Raw genomic sequence first — 15,095 nt, 5'->3', positions numbered from 1 at the left:
CTAATTTGATAGAACAAAAGTAAATTAAAATTTCTAATTCAAAAATTTTAAAGGTTTTTTTTGAGAAAAAATTGTTAACTATATTGATTTCGGAATTTTAATCAACTAAAAACAAGGCGGTTAGTAATTTGCCTCTTTTTTAACATTTTATAAGAATTTTACTAATTTAACAAAATGAAAATCTAAAATTGAGAAGTTCATTAAAATCTTTTAAAGATAAAAAACAACAACTACAAAGCATTTTAAAAACAAAAAACAGCTAAGAATTCAGGTGAACTCTTGGCTGTTTTTGTTAATTTTAAAGGAACAAATAAGGGTAAATATTGTCTTCTAATTGTATAATTTATCGAATAAATCTGGTGAAGCTTTTAAGTATTTATCCTTCCCTACTTCTTCATTCCATTTTTTTGAAATAAACTCGCTTAATTGCAATCTGGAATCAATTCCTTTAAACGTCGGATTCACTTTCCATCTCGGTTTGTCTTTCCAGTTAGCATTAATATAACTTATCGCTTTCACCGTTTTCGGATTATCATTTATGGTTTTAAAAAAAGGAACAAACCATTCTTCCCAAGCTAATTTTGCCTGTTCAGGATTTGAAAGTTTCATTTCTTTGGTTAATCCTGTATTTCCTTTTGGATCTTTTTCCCAGTCGGTTACTGTCGGTGCAGCTTCGCAAATAAAAACTGGCTTGCCTTTTAATTTTGCGAAAGCGATCATATTTTCCTGTTTGTAATTATTGAAGAAAGAGAAACCGCACCAATCGACATAATCATCACCTGGATACCAATTTTCTAAATCTTGTAAGCTGCTTTCAAAACCTTTTGACTGCCAGACATAAGCAACATTTGTAACGCCTTGTTGGTCTAATTTATCTTTAATATGCCTAAATGCATTGATATAAGCCACTCTTTCATAACGATTCCACGGACCGTCAAATTCAAAACCAATACGCAGAAAAACAGGGCGTTTTCCTAAACTTTTGAAAAACTTTCCCATTTTGAGAATGTACGAATCTAACTCACCGCTAGCAATTTTTTCTTCATTATCAATAATTGCCAAACCAATTGCTAAAGCCGAGTTTTTAAAATCTTCGTCTCCCAACACAATCGACATATTTTCTGGGCCATCGCCCCAATCTGCCGTTTCAAAAATTCCATTTAAACCCGAATAAGTAAAGGAATGTCCATCAAATTCTTCTGTTAATCCAGGCATAATATCAGTATACATGGTAAATCCGCCCGGTGCTGGAAAATGATCTAGATAACCATTTTTATCTTTTTCTGTTCCGCCTAATGCATCATTTTCCTGACCAATAAAAAGAATAACTTCTCCATCCTCAGGCTCAAATTTAGCATGTTTTTCTTCTTTTAAATCTGCAGTTTTGGACGCATTTTGCTTACATCCAAACATTAAAAAAGAAAGTCCAATAAAAAAATATCTTAATTTCATAAATCTAAAATCTAAAATCAACAATCTGAAATTTTGTACTCAAACCAATCAAAATCGGCATATCTAGAATTGGTTGCCAAATCCTGACAGCACAATCCCACTAAACAACCCGTAAAAGCCGGTCGATAACGTTCACTTTCATCACGAACATAATCATCAGATAAAATACTCATATCGAGTTTTTCTCCAATTTTTTCAAAATTACTTCCATCCTTACTAAATCGAAATTGCAATCTATCATAATTAATTGTCGCTCTGAGAAAAACTTCTTCAATTCCGGAAACGGTGATAATCTCTTTTTGTTCAATCATTTTATAATTACAGCAACTGACTATAGATAGCACTTTTTGACCACCACTTTTTGTAATATGAAGATAATGATAGTGCCCTGTATTATAATACAAAATCAAACCTGCCAAATGCTGAAACTTGAGGGGTTCAAAACGCACTGATGTTGTAATTTCAGCCTTAAAATGTTCTAAACGTCTTGCTACTAAAGCTTGAGTGTGTGTTGAAGTAAGCGATTCTTTTCCTTTTAGTCTCAAGAAACCAGGATTTTCTGTTAACGAAATCCAATCTTCTGTAAGCGGAATTCGTAAAGTTTGAAAATCTATCGGCAGTATTTCCGAATCAAAATCTTCTCTTTCGCTATTTTCTTGAAATGAAACTTCGATCAAATTAGGAAGCGGAATTTCTAAACGAGGCAAACTCGAACCGGAATTCAGGTACGGCCAATCTTCTTTCCAAATAATTTCTTCAATTGCAGTTTCTCTTCCCAAAATACATCTTCCTTGAACTGAAAGCGGACGACTGACTAAAAATACAACATACCAATCTCCGTTTTGAGTTTCTACAAGCGATGCATGCCCCGCTTTTTGCAATTCATATTCCGGTGAATTCCGAGCCGTTAATATGGGGTTTTGTGGATGTGCTTCATAAGGTCCTGTAATATTTTTAGAACGCATAACAGTTTCTGCGTGGCCATATTCGGTTCCACCTTCAGCCAGAATCAAATAATAATATCCGTTTTTTTTATATAAATGAGGCCCTTCTGTAAATCCTAAATTTGTCCCTGAAGTTAAATAGAAGATTTCTCCAACTAATTTCTTTTCGTCTGTATCATACTTTTGAAGTTCGATGCCTCCAAAAAATTTCCCGTTTCTATGATCGACCAGCATATTGGTGTACCAAGTCGAATTGTCATCATCATGAAAAAAAGACCCGTCAAAACCAGCTGATGTCAAATAAATTGGATCGCTCCATTCGCCTAAAATATCATTAGTCGTAACTACGTAATTTGGTGTGTCTTTCCACACGCCATCAAATGATTTTACATTGGTGTAAACCAGATAAAAAATTCCGTTTTTATACGATAAACATGGCGCCCAAACACCACAGGAATCTGGAACTCCTTTCATATCCAATTGCGAAATCCGATTGAGCGGATGCGCAATAACTTTCCAGTTTTTCAAATCTTTTGAATGGTGAATCTGGACGCCCGGAAACCATTCAAATGTTGAGGTTGCTATGTAGTAATCGTCTCCAACTCGGCAAATAGAAGGATCTGGATTAAAACCTTTTAAAATTGGGTTCTGAATCATATTTTTCTATTTTACAAAATCGGTTTCTATTTGTTCCAATGATTTTCCTTTGGTTTCAGGCAGAATTTTTAATAAAATAATGAAGCCAATTAACGCAATAGTTCCAAAAATTAAAAAGGTTAAAGCATTTCCTAAATTTGATAATTCCCAAGGAAAAACCTGCTGTACCACCCAACTTGCAAAGCTATTGACGAAACCAATTACGCCAATTGCCAAACCTCTATAACGATTTGGAAATAATTCTGACAATAAAACCCACATTACAGGCCCTAATGAAAAGGCAAAACAGCCAATAAATCCCATGACACCAATTAATACCAAAACGGCATTCATTTCGGTCGCATTTTCGAGAATTATACCCTCATTTTTTGCGTAAGTCTGATCTCCTAAAAGGGTTTTCATTTCATTTTTGAACGCAATATCATTTTCGTAAACTTTATCTGCAATTGGTATTAATTTATTTTGAATTGAAATATCAAACTTTGAAATTTCCTGTTTTGTTAATTGATATTTAGCCTCTTTAAATCCGTAAGCGCATAAAGCCATACTAATTGCAATTCCGGCAACGCCAATTAACAACAAAGGTCTTCGTCCCATTTTATCAATTAAAAACATGGCGACAATCGTAAAAACAACGGTTATAAAACTCAATAAAACGCCGGAAGAAAACGAAGCGTTATTGCCAATACCTGTTTGTTTAAAAATGGATGTTGCATAAAAATAAATGGCGTTGATTCCTGTAATTTGCTGTAAAACACCAATTACCAATCCTACGGTAAAAACAAATTTTAATGCAGGTTTAAAAAGATCTTTTAATTGTACTTTTTCAGTGCTCTGTTTTTCTTCACTTAAACTTTCTAGAATATTCTTAGTTTCAATTCCCGCTTTTTCACTTCCGTGCATCGCAACAAGTACTTTTTGTGCTTCGAAATCCCTCTTTTGAGTAAATAACCAACGCGGACTTTCGGGCACAAAAAATAAAAGAATATAATAAACAATCGAAGGAATAAGCACAATACCAAGCATCCAGCGCCATACATTTTCTTCAGTTAAAAAACTGGTTTGGCCAGAAGTATGCAAATAATTGAAATAATAATTACTCAAAAAAGCAGCAAAAAAACCAAGAACAATATTTAATTGCTGAATAGAAACGAGTTTGCCTCTGCTTTCTGCGAGTGAAATTTCGGCAATATAGGTCGGTGCAATTACTAAAGCGATTCCAAATGCAATTCCGCCAATCATTCTAGCGATATACAGCATTTCATAATTTATAGTAAAAGCCGATAAAATAATAGATAAGACATATAAAAATGCAGCAAGAATCAGTAATTTTTTTCTGCCAATAATGTCGCTCAAACGCCCAGAAATCAACATAGCAAACATGGCGGTAAAAGACGGCGAGCTTACTACCCAGCCCGTTTGAAAATCATTCAAATTAAATTCGGGACCAGCGTATGACATTACTCCGGAAATAATTCCGGCATCAAAACCAAACAAAAATCCTCCTAAAGAAACTATAAAGGCTACAAATATTGATTTTTTCATTTAAAAGTATGGTTGTTTTTAATTTATAAATACACTTGAAAAAGCGTTTCTATATCATTTTTTTAATTATTTATTCTTTGTCTGAAGGATATATCAATCCGATTTCTTTTCGAACCGAATCTACTATTGCCATCAAATCTAAACTATTTTGATGCGACCATAATTTGCTTTCGATCTGCTTTTTTTTCAAACAAAAATGGCATTCTTCAATTTCATATGTAAAACCCTTCCCTTTTGTTGGAAGCGCATAATCTACTTTATGATTGTTTCGTACTACAGAATAAGATTGCGCTTCATGCCAAATCGAATTTATAGTAATTCTGCCTTCTAACCCGCTAATAGTCGCTTCCATGTTAGAAGGCGATACAAAACTGCTGTGCAAAATTGCCTGAGCCGTTTTATATTGCAAAATCATTGAAGTCTGTGCATCTGCTCCCGAATCAAAAAAAGATGCAAGAGCCATTATTTTATCAGGTCTTCCTAAAATCGCGTACACTAGAAATAAAGGATAAATTCCCATATCCAACAAAGAACCTCCTGCTAAATTTAAGTCGGTCATTCTTTCATTTAGTTTTTGTACCGAAAAGGCAAAATCAGCATTGATGTATTTTATATCGCCAATTTCTCCTTGCTTTATTTTTAGAAGAACTTCTCTAATCGACGGATTAAATCGCGTCCATAAAGCTTCCATAAAAAAGCAATTGTTGTCTTTTGAAGCCTGAACCATCCGAAAAGCCTGAGCGTAATTTACAGCAATTGGTTTTTCGCACAAAACGGCTTTTTTTGACTGTAATGCTTTTATAGTCAAACTAGCATGTAAATCGTGTGTGGTAGCAATATAGACAATTTCTACTTTTGCATCGTCAAACAGCGCATTGTAATCATCGTAAAAAAATAATGCGTTATACGTTGCCGCAAAAGTTTTTGCTTTATGCAAATCTCTGGAAGCCACAGCATACAGTTCAGCCTCTTCAACCAAAGCCAAATCTTTTACAAACTGATGGGCAATATTTCCTAAACCTATAATTCCCCACTTTATACGACTATCACTCATTTTGCTATTCTTTCAGTATTCGCTCTTCGACAACTTCCGAAGTTGAAAATTTATAACGCATATTTCGATACACGCAGATGTCTGTAATATCTTCTGGCGTTCCTTTTGGAATCGCTCTGAAATTAGTAGATATTCTATCTTTTTTAACTGGCATGACTCTATGAAAACAATGTCCGTGCAAAAAGATTACGGTTCCTTTTTTAGGTTTATATACAAATTGCCCTTCCAAATCTTCATCGGGTAATCCTATTGGCAAAACTCCTTTTTGATGTGCTTTTGGCATAATAACAATTTCACCGCCAGTTTCTTCAGAAATATCATGCGTATAAACCAGTCTGTTTAAATTGAATTTGGTTTTATCCTCGGGAGGACAATCCTGATGCCAGGCCTGGCCTTTGCTTCCCGCTTTAGAAAACATCATCATGCAATATAAATTTGCCCATTTTTCTCCAAGCAGAACATCTGTAATGGCATTAAACCTTTTGTCCTGATCTACTTCATCAAAAAAAGGCTTGTTTTCATGGTAAGGAAACCACGGAATTACTTCGACAGCGGCTTTAGAAATAAATTCATTTGTATGTTCCCAATCTGGATTTATACCGTAGTGCTGTTGAATAATTTTATTGTAGCGGTCCATTAATTCATGGTCGAAAAAATTCTCTATGATAACAAAACCGTTTTCCCAAAAAGCCTCTTTTATTTTATTTAAATCCTCCATTGCATTTCAATATTGAGTTACGTTTAAGTTATTCAAGTAATTGAACTGCTTTTACACAGTTCAATACTTAAATAAACATGCACTAAAATAAACTAACTTTAAACTAACTAATATCCTGGATTCTGGATTAAAATTGAAGCTCCAACTTGCTGAATTTCCGATGCTGGAATTGGAAGCAATTCGTCTCTTCCAACAGTGAATACTTTTCCAACCGCTTCAAGAGCTTTTTTGGCATCTCCCCAACGCACTAAATCAGTATATCTGTCCCAACCTTCTGTTGCTAATTCTCTTCTTCTTTCGTCTTTAACACCTTGTAAAGTGTAAGCTGGTATTTTTGGGTTTCCTGCTCCGTAGGCTCTTTCTGTAACTAATTTAAACGAACTTGCTCCGTCTAAAGTTCCTGTTCCTCCCATTAATCTCGCTTCTGCATGCATCAAAAGAACGTCAGCATAACGAATGATTTTTTCATTTAATGGAGAATCGGCGTAATTTGGCAATGCATCTTGAACTGCTGGCGGAATCCAATATTTATACATACTCGCTTTCGATTTAAATGCTGCAGTACCAGTTGGCCAGAAATAATTATACGTATCAGTTCCAAAAACCCATTGTCCTTCTGTACTCCAATTAATTGAACCATCTGGATTCGTACTGCAATTACATGAAATAGCGCCTCTTCCGCCTCTTACAATTGTCTGCGGTGTTATGAAAGTATATTCTTTTCTGCGGTCTGAATTATCATAAAAATCAATCAATTCCTGTCTTGGAACGCTATTCCCGAAAGCACTGTTTCCAACCGAACTATTGAACAAAAACCCAAACATTTGATGTGAAGACGAACCTTGATTAGAATAACTCTGCCCGCCTTCAAAATTATTGTATAAAGAACCACTGATGTAGCCAATTTCAAAAACTGACTCTTTTCCGTATTCATTATTTAAATCCCAGTTGTCTTCAAATTTTTCTTCTAAGGAATAGCCAAGACTCATTACTTGCTCGCAATATTTTACGGTTTCATTATAATCTTTCTGATATAAATTTGCTTTCGCCAAAACCGCGTATGCCGCACCTTTCGTAGCTCTTCCTTTTTTTGTTGGAACTGTTGGCAAAGCTTGTGCAGCTTCTAATAAATCTTTTTCAATCTGAACATAAACTTCTGCGGCAGTAGCTTTTGGCTTTTTAAAATTATACGACGCATCTTTAATATATTCTGTAATCAAAGGCACGCCACCAAAATGTTTTACCAATTCAAAATAAGCAAAGCCACGTAGAAACTTTGCCTGCGCAATTAGTTGTGTTTTGATTTTTTCATCAGAGATTTTATTGGTTTCAGTTATAATTCCAATAGCGGTATTGGCTCTTGAAATCATGGTGTACCATTTTTTCCACATTCCTTCTACACTCGGATTATTTGGCGCAATTGGGTTTTTATCAAATGCCTGACCTGCAATCCAAAACGTCGCCCATTGCGAAACTACGTTATCTGCTCTCATATCCTGAAACATTACCGGATACATATGTCGCGTTGCAGCTCCGTCAACCTGCCAGCGAAGTGGATCGTAAGTTGCGTTTACTAACGCTTCAAAATCAGCATCAGTTTGAATGGCATCTGCGGTTAACTGTGTGGTTGGCTCTATTGTCAAAAAATCTTCAGAGCAACTATTGAGCATCAATACCATTGTAAATGCCAATAGACTTCTTTTTATATATTGAATTTTCATAACGAAATTTTTATTTTAGATTAAAACTTAACTTGTACACCCATCAAAATTGTTCTCGGTTGTGGATAAAATCCTCTGTCGATTCCCATGTCTAATGAATTGTTTGCACCAGATTCCCCAATTTCAGGATCTGTTCCATCATATTTTGTACTTACCCATAAATTTTGACCTGTAACATAAATTCTGAATTTGTCCATTTTCAGCTTCTCAGTTAAACTTTGTGGCAAACTGTAACCTAAAGTCACTGTTTTTAATTTCAGGAACGAACCATCTTTTACATAGAAATCAGAAACCTGAGAATCGGTTAAACCAAAACCTAAATTATTTTTAATTCCATTTGAAGAATAAGATGATTTTCTGTTTGAGTAACCAGCATCAGTTCTGATAGTTGCATCATAAATATCATTTCCTTCTGAACCGTATAAAAAGGCATTGAAATCAAAGTTTTTAAAAGCTGCACCTAAATTAACACCGTACGTAAAATCAGGAAGCGCACTGCCTATATACGTTTTATCAGCCGTTGTAATTCCTGCAACACCGTCATTATCTTTGTAAACCAAATTTCCCGAAGCATCAATAGATTCTACTTGGTAACCATAAAATCCTGCAATTGAATGTCCTACTGTAGTTAATGTAATTGGATCGTTGAAAACAAAAGTTCCTGTTCCGCCCGTTAATGGCTGTCCGTTGTTTCCTAGACTTGTCACTTTATTTTTGTTTTGAGCCAGATTTGCCGAAATGTCCCAAGAGAATCCGTTTTCGTATTTTTTTCTGTACGAAAGCAATAACTCAAAACCTTTGTTTTCCATATCGGCAATATTGGTTGCTGGCGCCGGATATCCAGAAAATAATGGAACTCCAATTGGAATCAACATATCGCTTGTTTTTTTGATGTAATAATCGAAAGTCAAACCAAATGAATTATTGAAAGCGTTGATATCCAAACCAAAGTTGGTCTGCGAAACTTCTTCCCATTTTACATCAGGATTTGGCAGAAATGCCGGCGTTAAACCCGAAACATTTTCTCCTCCAAAATTGGTTCCTGAACCTGAATTCAGCACAGCAGAATATTGAAACGGATTGATATTATCGCTTCCGTTGATACCCCAGCTTGCACGCAGTTTTAAAAGATTGATCAATTTTGAATTGTTTAGAAAACTTTCTTCAGAAATTACCCAACCTCCTGAAACAGAAGGAAAAATTCCTGTTCTATTATTCGATCCAAAGTTGGAAGAAGAATCGGCTCTTAAAGTTCCTGACAATAAATATTTATGCGCATAATCGTAATTTACTTTTCCGTAATACCCAACCAAAGCCGTATCAAATGCATAAGGAACTGCCGAAGTTATTCCCGACGGGTTTCTAATTGTTGCAAAATTGGTCGACGCAAAATCATTAGTGAAAAAGCCAACTCCATTTCTTGAACTCGTTTCAAAAGTCGTTTGGTAAACCGACATTCCCGCTAAAACATCTAAATTATGATTTCCGAGATTGGAGAATTTATAAGCGCCATTAGCATCAAACTGAGACATTTTATTGGAATAAACGGTTTCTTTTAATGTCGCATTCGTATTTACATAACCTTGATCGGAGAAATCGAAAGTAGGTGTAAATTGTTTATCGAATGTATTGTCTTTATAGTGAAAGTACGTTCCGGTGATTTTAAAATCGTTGGTTACTTTCCACGTTCCTTTGATATTGGCCGTTGTAATATCTGAAACCGATTTATTATTGGTAATAATCAAAGCCAAAAACGGATTAGCAACGGCTCCAACTGTTGGTAGTGAAACTCCGTTTACCACAACTCCCTGCTGATTTCCCATTCCGAAAGGAACTGATGAATTATTATCTGCAAAAGCAGGATAAATTGCCGGAATTGAATTTACGAAGTTCATAATTGAAATTCCCGTTCCTGATTGATTTTCAAAAAGATAATCTCTTTCAACATCAACCAAATTCAATCCTACGTTAATATTGAATTTTGAAGTAATATCAGTTTCAAAATTCATCTTTACATCTTTTCTAGTGTATTGTGATTTCCCTTCGTTACCGCCAACCATACCTTTTTGGTCAAAAAGTCCGCCTGAAATGTTATACGAATAATTTTCGCCTCCGCCAGAAACTGAAGCACTCAAACTTGAAACTGGAGTGGTTTCAAACAATTCTCCATACCAGTCTGTATTTGGCAATTTTGCGATTTCGGCTGGCGTTAGCGGATTTCCATTACCTGTATTTTTAGTTCTAAAATCGTTCAAATAAGACACATATTCATTTTTATCCATCAACTCAGGTTTGTTTCCTAAAGACTGAAAACCAGTGTAAGTATCGATTGTAATTGATGGTTTAGCAGCACCACGTCTGCCTGTTTTGGTTTCCACCAAAATAACTCCATTTCCACCACGCGCACCATAAATCGACGCCGAAGCTGCATCTTTTAAAATGTTCATGCTTTTGATGTCGTCTGGATTAACAAAATTCAAATTCGGAACCTGTTGGCCATCAACTAAATATAAAGGCGCTGAAGCTCCAACAGAAGCAGCTCCTCTCAATCGTACGGTTAACGGTGCACCGGGAGATCCTGAAGTCTGAACAACAGTAACTCCTGGCGAAGTTCCCTGTAAAGCAGCTTCTGGACGACTCACAGCCAATTCTGCAATTTGTGCCGCATTTACAACTCCAACCGCTGTCGAAACTGCTTTTTTATTCTGCGTTTGTCCGTATCCTACAACAACAACTTGATCTAAAGTATTCATGCTTTCGGTTAAAGTAATCGTCACTGATTGATTTTTCTTAACTGTAACTTCCTGCGTTTCATATCCTAAATAATTCACTACTAAAGTTCCTGTTTCAGAGTTCATAGAAATGGAAAACTTTCCGTCAAAATCTGAAGTAGTAGCAATATTACTTCCTTTAATTTTCAATTCAACACCCGGCAAAGGACCTGTACTGGATGTCACAATTCCTGTCACATTTTGAGAAAATGCATTTCCGCCTATCAAAAGGAAAACGGAGAATACCATTTTAAATAAATAATTTTTCATAAAAGCTGGTTTTTTAAATTTGGATTTTTTTGGCTATTTTTTTGTTAATAGTTCAAATATATAGACGTGAAATAGGAATATCTTAATTTTTAACGACAGAGGATTACTTCGCTTAAAATCTTCATTTGAAAAAATTGAACTGTGAAAATTGGAAAAAAGCAGTAAAATCAAGGCATAAAAAGTGATCACGTATTTTGCTGAAAGTTTACTTAAAGGTTTAAGTAAATTTTTATCAAAAAATTAAATATTAAAGAAATTAACTACATATTTACCAAGTCAAAATATTTTTAAGAAAACCAAAATACAATTGATAAAACAACTTAAATTATATTGTATATTAGTCAAAGAAAAACAAAAATTGCTGTTGATTTCTATTGCCAAAGAACCTCAAAAATGAACAAAAAAATTACCCTTAAACAAATTGCAAAAGAGTTCAATACTTCTATTGCAACGGTATCTAAAGCCTTGAATGACAGCCATGATATAAGTACTGCAACAAAAAACAAAATCAAAAACTACGCACAGCTTCATAATTACAAACCCAATAGTATTGCGCTAAGTTTACTCAACAAAAAAACCAAAACTATTGGCGTCATCATGCCAACTATTCTCAATCATTTTTTTGTTCAGATTTTCAACGGAATGGAACAAAAAGCAAATGAAAAAGGCTATAATTTGATTACGATTATTTCGAATGGCAAACTCGAAAAAGAAATCACTTCGATAAGTCTTTTAGAAAACGGCATAATCGACGGTTTGCTCATTTCGCTTTGCGAAGAAGCGCAATCAAAACAGCATGTTTCTCATATCGAAAATTTCATTAAAAATGCAGGTCCTGTCGTGATGTTTGATCGTGTTTTTGATTCTTTGGATACCGATAAAATCATTGTAGACGATTTTAATTGCTCCTATAAAGCAACCGAACATTTGATCAAAACGGGCTGTAAAAGCATTGCTATTGTAACAGTTTTAGATTATCTTGGAATTGTAAAACTCCGAATTGACGGTTATTTGAAAGCCCACGAAGACTATAATATTCCGGTAAATAAAAAACTGATTTCGCTAATAAAAAAAGAATATGATTTTGAAACCGAAATCAAAACGATGCTCGACTATCAGAAAGTTGACGCTATTATTGGTTTGGAAGAATATTCGACAGTCGAATCGATGACAATTGCCCAAAACCGAGGTTATAAGATTCCAGAAGATATTTCGATCATTGGTTTTACAAACAGTGAAATGTTCAAATATTGCAAACCTTCCATTTCCTGCATTAGCCAGCACGGCGTTTTTATGGGCCAAATAGCGGTACAGAAAGTAATCGAACGAATTGAAAACGAAGACCAAAATCAACCTGAATTTGAAACTAAAATCATAAAAGCCAGTCTGATTGAGCGTGATTCTACTAAGAAGATTACGGCTTAAGTTTACTGGCGAAAATTGCTCGCAATCCCGATAGCTATCGGGAGCGAAGTCGCAAAGTTTTATTTAAAAAGACTTAAAAAAAGAAAAACTTTGCGACTTCGCGACTTTGCGAGATTAAAAACTCAATACACTTCCACTTCCCCAATTTTCACAACAGATTCTACGACTTTACCTTCAAAAAACAATCTGATTTTATTCGATTTTACCTTATCAAAAACAATTTCATTAACAGTATTAACTTTTAATTTTTCAGGATTTGAAACCACTTTCCATTTCCCGTTTTCATCCAAAAATGAAATAATACATTTTTCACCCAAAAGCTTTTTATTTTCCGAATCTTTAAAAGACAAAACCATTTTATGAAACTCTTTTTCAGCTCCAAAATCAACTTCAATCCAATTCTCTCTTCCCGATAAAACTTTCATTTCATAATAATTCCTGACATTATCAAAGTACCATATTCTACCATCGTTAAGCGTATTCAAATCTTTTAAATCTGGATTTGAAGAAGTAACTTTCGGAAAATCTTTTCCTTTAATATTCACCGCTAAATTGAGTTCTCGTTTTGAAGGTTCATCAATTAAAACCGAATTAGAAAGTTTGATCGTTTTCTTTCCCAAAGACGAAGGGTTCAGAACCATTTTTCCATCTAAATAAACCGACAAACCTTTTCCTTTTTTATACTGATTTCCTGTTTTATCATATAAAATAGTGATATTTTGATTGTGATAACGAACATTTTCCAAACAGAAATACTGCACCGCATTCGGATCATTTTCATCAACAAGCGGATTAATTTCCAACTGATTAGCAGCAGATGGACGAATTCCGCACAATCCCGTTATAATCAAATCATTGAATTCGGAATGATTGTAGTGTTCGCTTCTTTGGTCAAAATCGGCAATAGCGCCTTGTTGATCTGGATAATAGTTTTCGAGAATATTCAATTCTCCGTTTTTATAATGCTGATTGGCATATTGTTTTAAAATCGCCCAATAATCATTCTTAGAAATTTCCTTTTGATTGTAATTGTTCAGCAGATTTGCCATTCCTAACAAAACCTGAGTGGTTTGATACGGCCAGCTAGGACCGTTCCATTGGCATTCTTTTGCTCCATTTGGACCAAAGCGATATTGTTTCATATAATATTGATAAGAAGGCTCAACCGTTCTCAAACCAAACTTTCCTCCAAAATTTTCCGGATTTCTCAATCGGCTCCAAGCCGAATTGTATTTTTCAATATCATCCGGAAGATTGTAAACCCATGGCACAAATCCGACTAATTCTCTTCCACGGATAAAATCCCAATATTTTACAAATTCATTATTTACTTTAAATCGGTCTGTAAAATGTCCTAAATTGGGATTCCATAAATTATCCTGAAAGTTTTTCTTTTGTTCCAAAGCTTTCTGCTGATATGTTTTGGCTAAAGCCAAATCTCCTTTCAATAAAGCAATTTTCGAAATCGCCAAAGCATTGGCATACATATAACTATTGATCGACGGTCTGAAACCATCTCCACCTGTAAATCCGTCTGTTCCTCCGCTGGCATCGATTGATGAAATGGTGTTTTCAGTAGCATCCATAACGGGTTCTACAAAATATAGTTTTTTCGATTCGTCGTAATGATCTTTCCAATCGCTGTCAATTTTCATCATTGATGGTAATTGTTTTACAACAAAATCTTTATCGCGATTAATTAAATAATTGGCATAAGTCGCGTCAGCAATCGATTCGGTGTAACGTCTGTTATTGCCACCGTGCTGATACATGAAATCGATATAATTATTCATATACAGACGGTCCTTGAGCCATCTTCCTTCATAAATATGAAAAACCGTTGCTGCGTTCAACGTATTATACGGTTTATGATCCCAGCTCATCGCGTTTAGAAATTCTGTTACAACGTAACCGTATTCACCTATGTTTCGCAAATGCGCTTTGTACATTTTCCAGCGGTAGTAGTAAACGTCTTCAATTTCTTTATCTGAAGTTTCAAAAAACGGAATATTTTTCACATACCATTCGTTGTCATTTCCGTAGTGCGAAATGCTTTTTTTGTTCGAATCTATAAAATGAGTTTTATTTTTTTGAGCCCAAATTGGCAAAATAATCAGTAAGGAAAACAGCAGAAAATAATGTCGCATAAATTAAAATCTTTCTTTATTAAATCGTTTATATAACAGCAAATAAAGAGATTATAATTTTTTAGCGTCAAACAAAAAATCCCATTCTTTCTCGAATTAGTCTCAATTGTTTTGTTTTTGGATTCTAATTAATTTTTCTGACAAGATTTTGAAGATTTCCATAAAAAAAGCCGTTTCATTTTGATTGAAATGGCTCTCCTTTACGTGTAATTTTTAAACACATAGAAACATAGATTTTTTTATTTTTTTATAGAGATTGTAAAAAGAAACTAGTTTCTAACACATAGTTCTCAAAGTTTGTCATTTCGACGAAGGAGAAATCTTCGTGAGAAACTCGACAAAGATTGGGTTTTCATTGCGGAGCTACTTGTGGAGATTTGCTTCGCCTGTT

Annotated in this window: 9 protein-coding genes; 1 reads left to right on the top strand and 8 read right to left on the bottom strand. The window is 34.6% G+C overall.

Annotation, left to right across the window (positions count from 1 at the left end; all coding sequences use genetic code 11):
- Nucleotides 1-330 precede the first annotated feature (330 nt).
- The 7 genes from RB619_RS20465 to RB619_RS20435 form a co-directional block, all read right to left on the bottom strand.
- Nucleotides 331-1,452, bottom strand: a complete 1,122-nt coding sequence (locus RB619_RS20465; protein ID WP_308100959.1) for a glycosyl hydrolase — start codon at nucleotides 1,450-1,452, stop codon at nucleotides 331-333.
- Nucleotides 1,453-1,469: 17 nt separating this feature from the next.
- Entirely contained in the window at nucleotides 1,470-3,053 is a 1,584-nt protein-coding gene (locus tag RB619_RS20460) for a glycoside hydrolase family 43 protein (RefSeq protein WP_308100958.1), read from the bottom strand.
- A gap of 6 nt (nucleotides 3,054-3,059) precedes the next feature.
- Nucleotides 3,060-4,598, bottom strand: coding sequence for a sugar porter family MFS transporter (locus RB619_RS20455; RefSeq protein WP_308100957.1), 1,539 nt, complete (start codon nucleotides 4,596-4,598; stop codon nucleotides 3,060-3,062).
- Nucleotides 4,599-4,668: 70 nt separating this feature from the next.
- Nucleotides 4,669-5,652, bottom strand: a complete 984-nt coding sequence (locus RB619_RS20450) for a Gfo/Idh/MocA family oxidoreductase (RefSeq protein WP_308100956.1) — start codon at nucleotides 5,650-5,652, stop codon at nucleotides 4,669-4,671.
- A 4-nt stretch (nucleotides 5,653-5,656) separates the two neighbouring features.
- Nucleotides 5,657-6,370 carry a phytanoyl-CoA dioxygenase family protein gene (locus RB619_RS20445; protein ID WP_308100954.1) on the bottom strand — a complete coding sequence of 238 codons (714 nt, stop codon included), beginning with the start codon at nucleotides 6,368-6,370 and terminating at the stop codon, nucleotides 5,657-5,659.
- Nucleotides 6,371-6,477: 107 nt separating this feature from the next.
- Nucleotides 6,478-8,091, bottom strand: a complete 1,614-nt coding sequence (locus tag RB619_RS20440) for a RagB/SusD family nutrient uptake outer membrane protein (RefSeq protein WP_308100953.1) — start codon at nucleotides 8,089-8,091, stop codon at nucleotides 6,478-6,480.
- A 20-nt stretch (nucleotides 8,092-8,111) separates the two neighbouring features.
- Nucleotides 8,112-11,132 carry a TonB-dependent receptor gene (locus RB619_RS20435; RefSeq protein WP_308100952.1) on the bottom strand — a complete coding sequence of 1,007 codons (3,021 nt, stop codon included), beginning with the start codon at nucleotides 11,130-11,132 and terminating at the stop codon, nucleotides 8,112-8,114.
- Nucleotides 11,133-11,525: 393 nt separating this feature from the next.
- Here RB619_RS20435 and RB619_RS20430 point away from each other — a divergent pair, with 393 nt between their 5' ends.
- Complete coding sequence (locus RB619_RS20430; RefSeq protein ID WP_308100951.1) at nucleotides 11,526-12,557, top strand: LacI family DNA-binding transcriptional regulator; 1,032 nt, start codon at nucleotides 11,526-11,528, stop codon at nucleotides 12,555-12,557.
- A gap of 122 nt (nucleotides 12,558-12,679) precedes the next feature.
- Here RB619_RS20430 and RB619_RS20425 read toward each other — a convergent pair whose 3' ends face one another.
- On the bottom strand, nucleotides 12,680-14,704 hold the full coding sequence (locus tag RB619_RS20425; protein ID WP_308100950.1) for an amylo-alpha-1,6-glucosidase: 2,025 nt from the start codon (nucleotides 14,702-14,704) through the stop codon (nucleotides 12,680-12,682).
- Nucleotides 14,705-15,095: the final 391 nt, after the last annotated feature.

Origin of the sequence: Flavobacterium sp. LHD-80 (assembly GCF_030929605.1) — a bacterium.
Classification (GTDB): Bacteria; Bacteroidota; Bacteroidia; order Flavobacteriales; family Flavobacteriaceae; genus Flavobacterium.
Note: the sequence above shows the minus strand (reverse complement) of the source record. Positions and strands in the feature narration are given on the sequence as shown.

What these genes read in the sequence shown, in the direction of transcription:
- RB619_RS20440 (WP_308100953.1), bottom strand. Translation starts at nt 8,091, where the DNA reads ATGAAAATTCAATATATAAAAAGAAGTCTATTGGCATTTACAATGGTA.
- RB619_RS20425 (WP_308100950.1), bottom strand. Translation starts at nt 14,704, where the DNA reads ATGCGACATTATTTTCTGCTGTTTTCCTTACTGATTATTTTGCCAATT.
- RB619_RS20435 (WP_308100952.1), bottom strand. Translation starts at nt 11,132, where the DNA reads ATGAAAAATTATTTATTTAAAATGGTATTCTCCGTTTTCCTTTTGATA.
- RB619_RS20450 (WP_308100956.1), bottom strand. Translation starts at nt 5,652, where the DNA reads ATGAGTGATAGTCGTATAAAGTGGGGAATTATAGGTTTAGGAAATATT.
- RB619_RS20465 (WP_308100959.1), bottom strand. Translation starts at nt 1,452, where the DNA reads ATGAAATTAAGATATTTTTTTATTGGACTTTCTTTTTTAATGTTTGGA.
- RB619_RS20460 (WP_308100958.1), bottom strand. Translation starts at nt 3,053, where the DNA reads ATGATTCAGAACCCAATTTTAAAAGGTTTTAATCCAGATCCTTCTATT.
- RB619_RS20445 (WP_308100954.1), bottom strand. Translation starts at nt 6,370, where the DNA reads ATGGAGGATTTAAATAAAATAAAAGAGGCTTTTTGGGAAAACGGTTTT.
- RB619_RS20430 (WP_308100951.1), top strand. Translation starts at nt 11,526, where the DNA reads ATGAACAAAAAAATTACCCTTAAACAAATTGCAAAAGAGTTCAATACT.
- RB619_RS20455 (WP_308100957.1), bottom strand. Translation starts at nt 4,598, where the DNA reads ATGAAAAAATCAATATTTGTAGCCTTTATAGTTTCTTTAGGAGGATTT.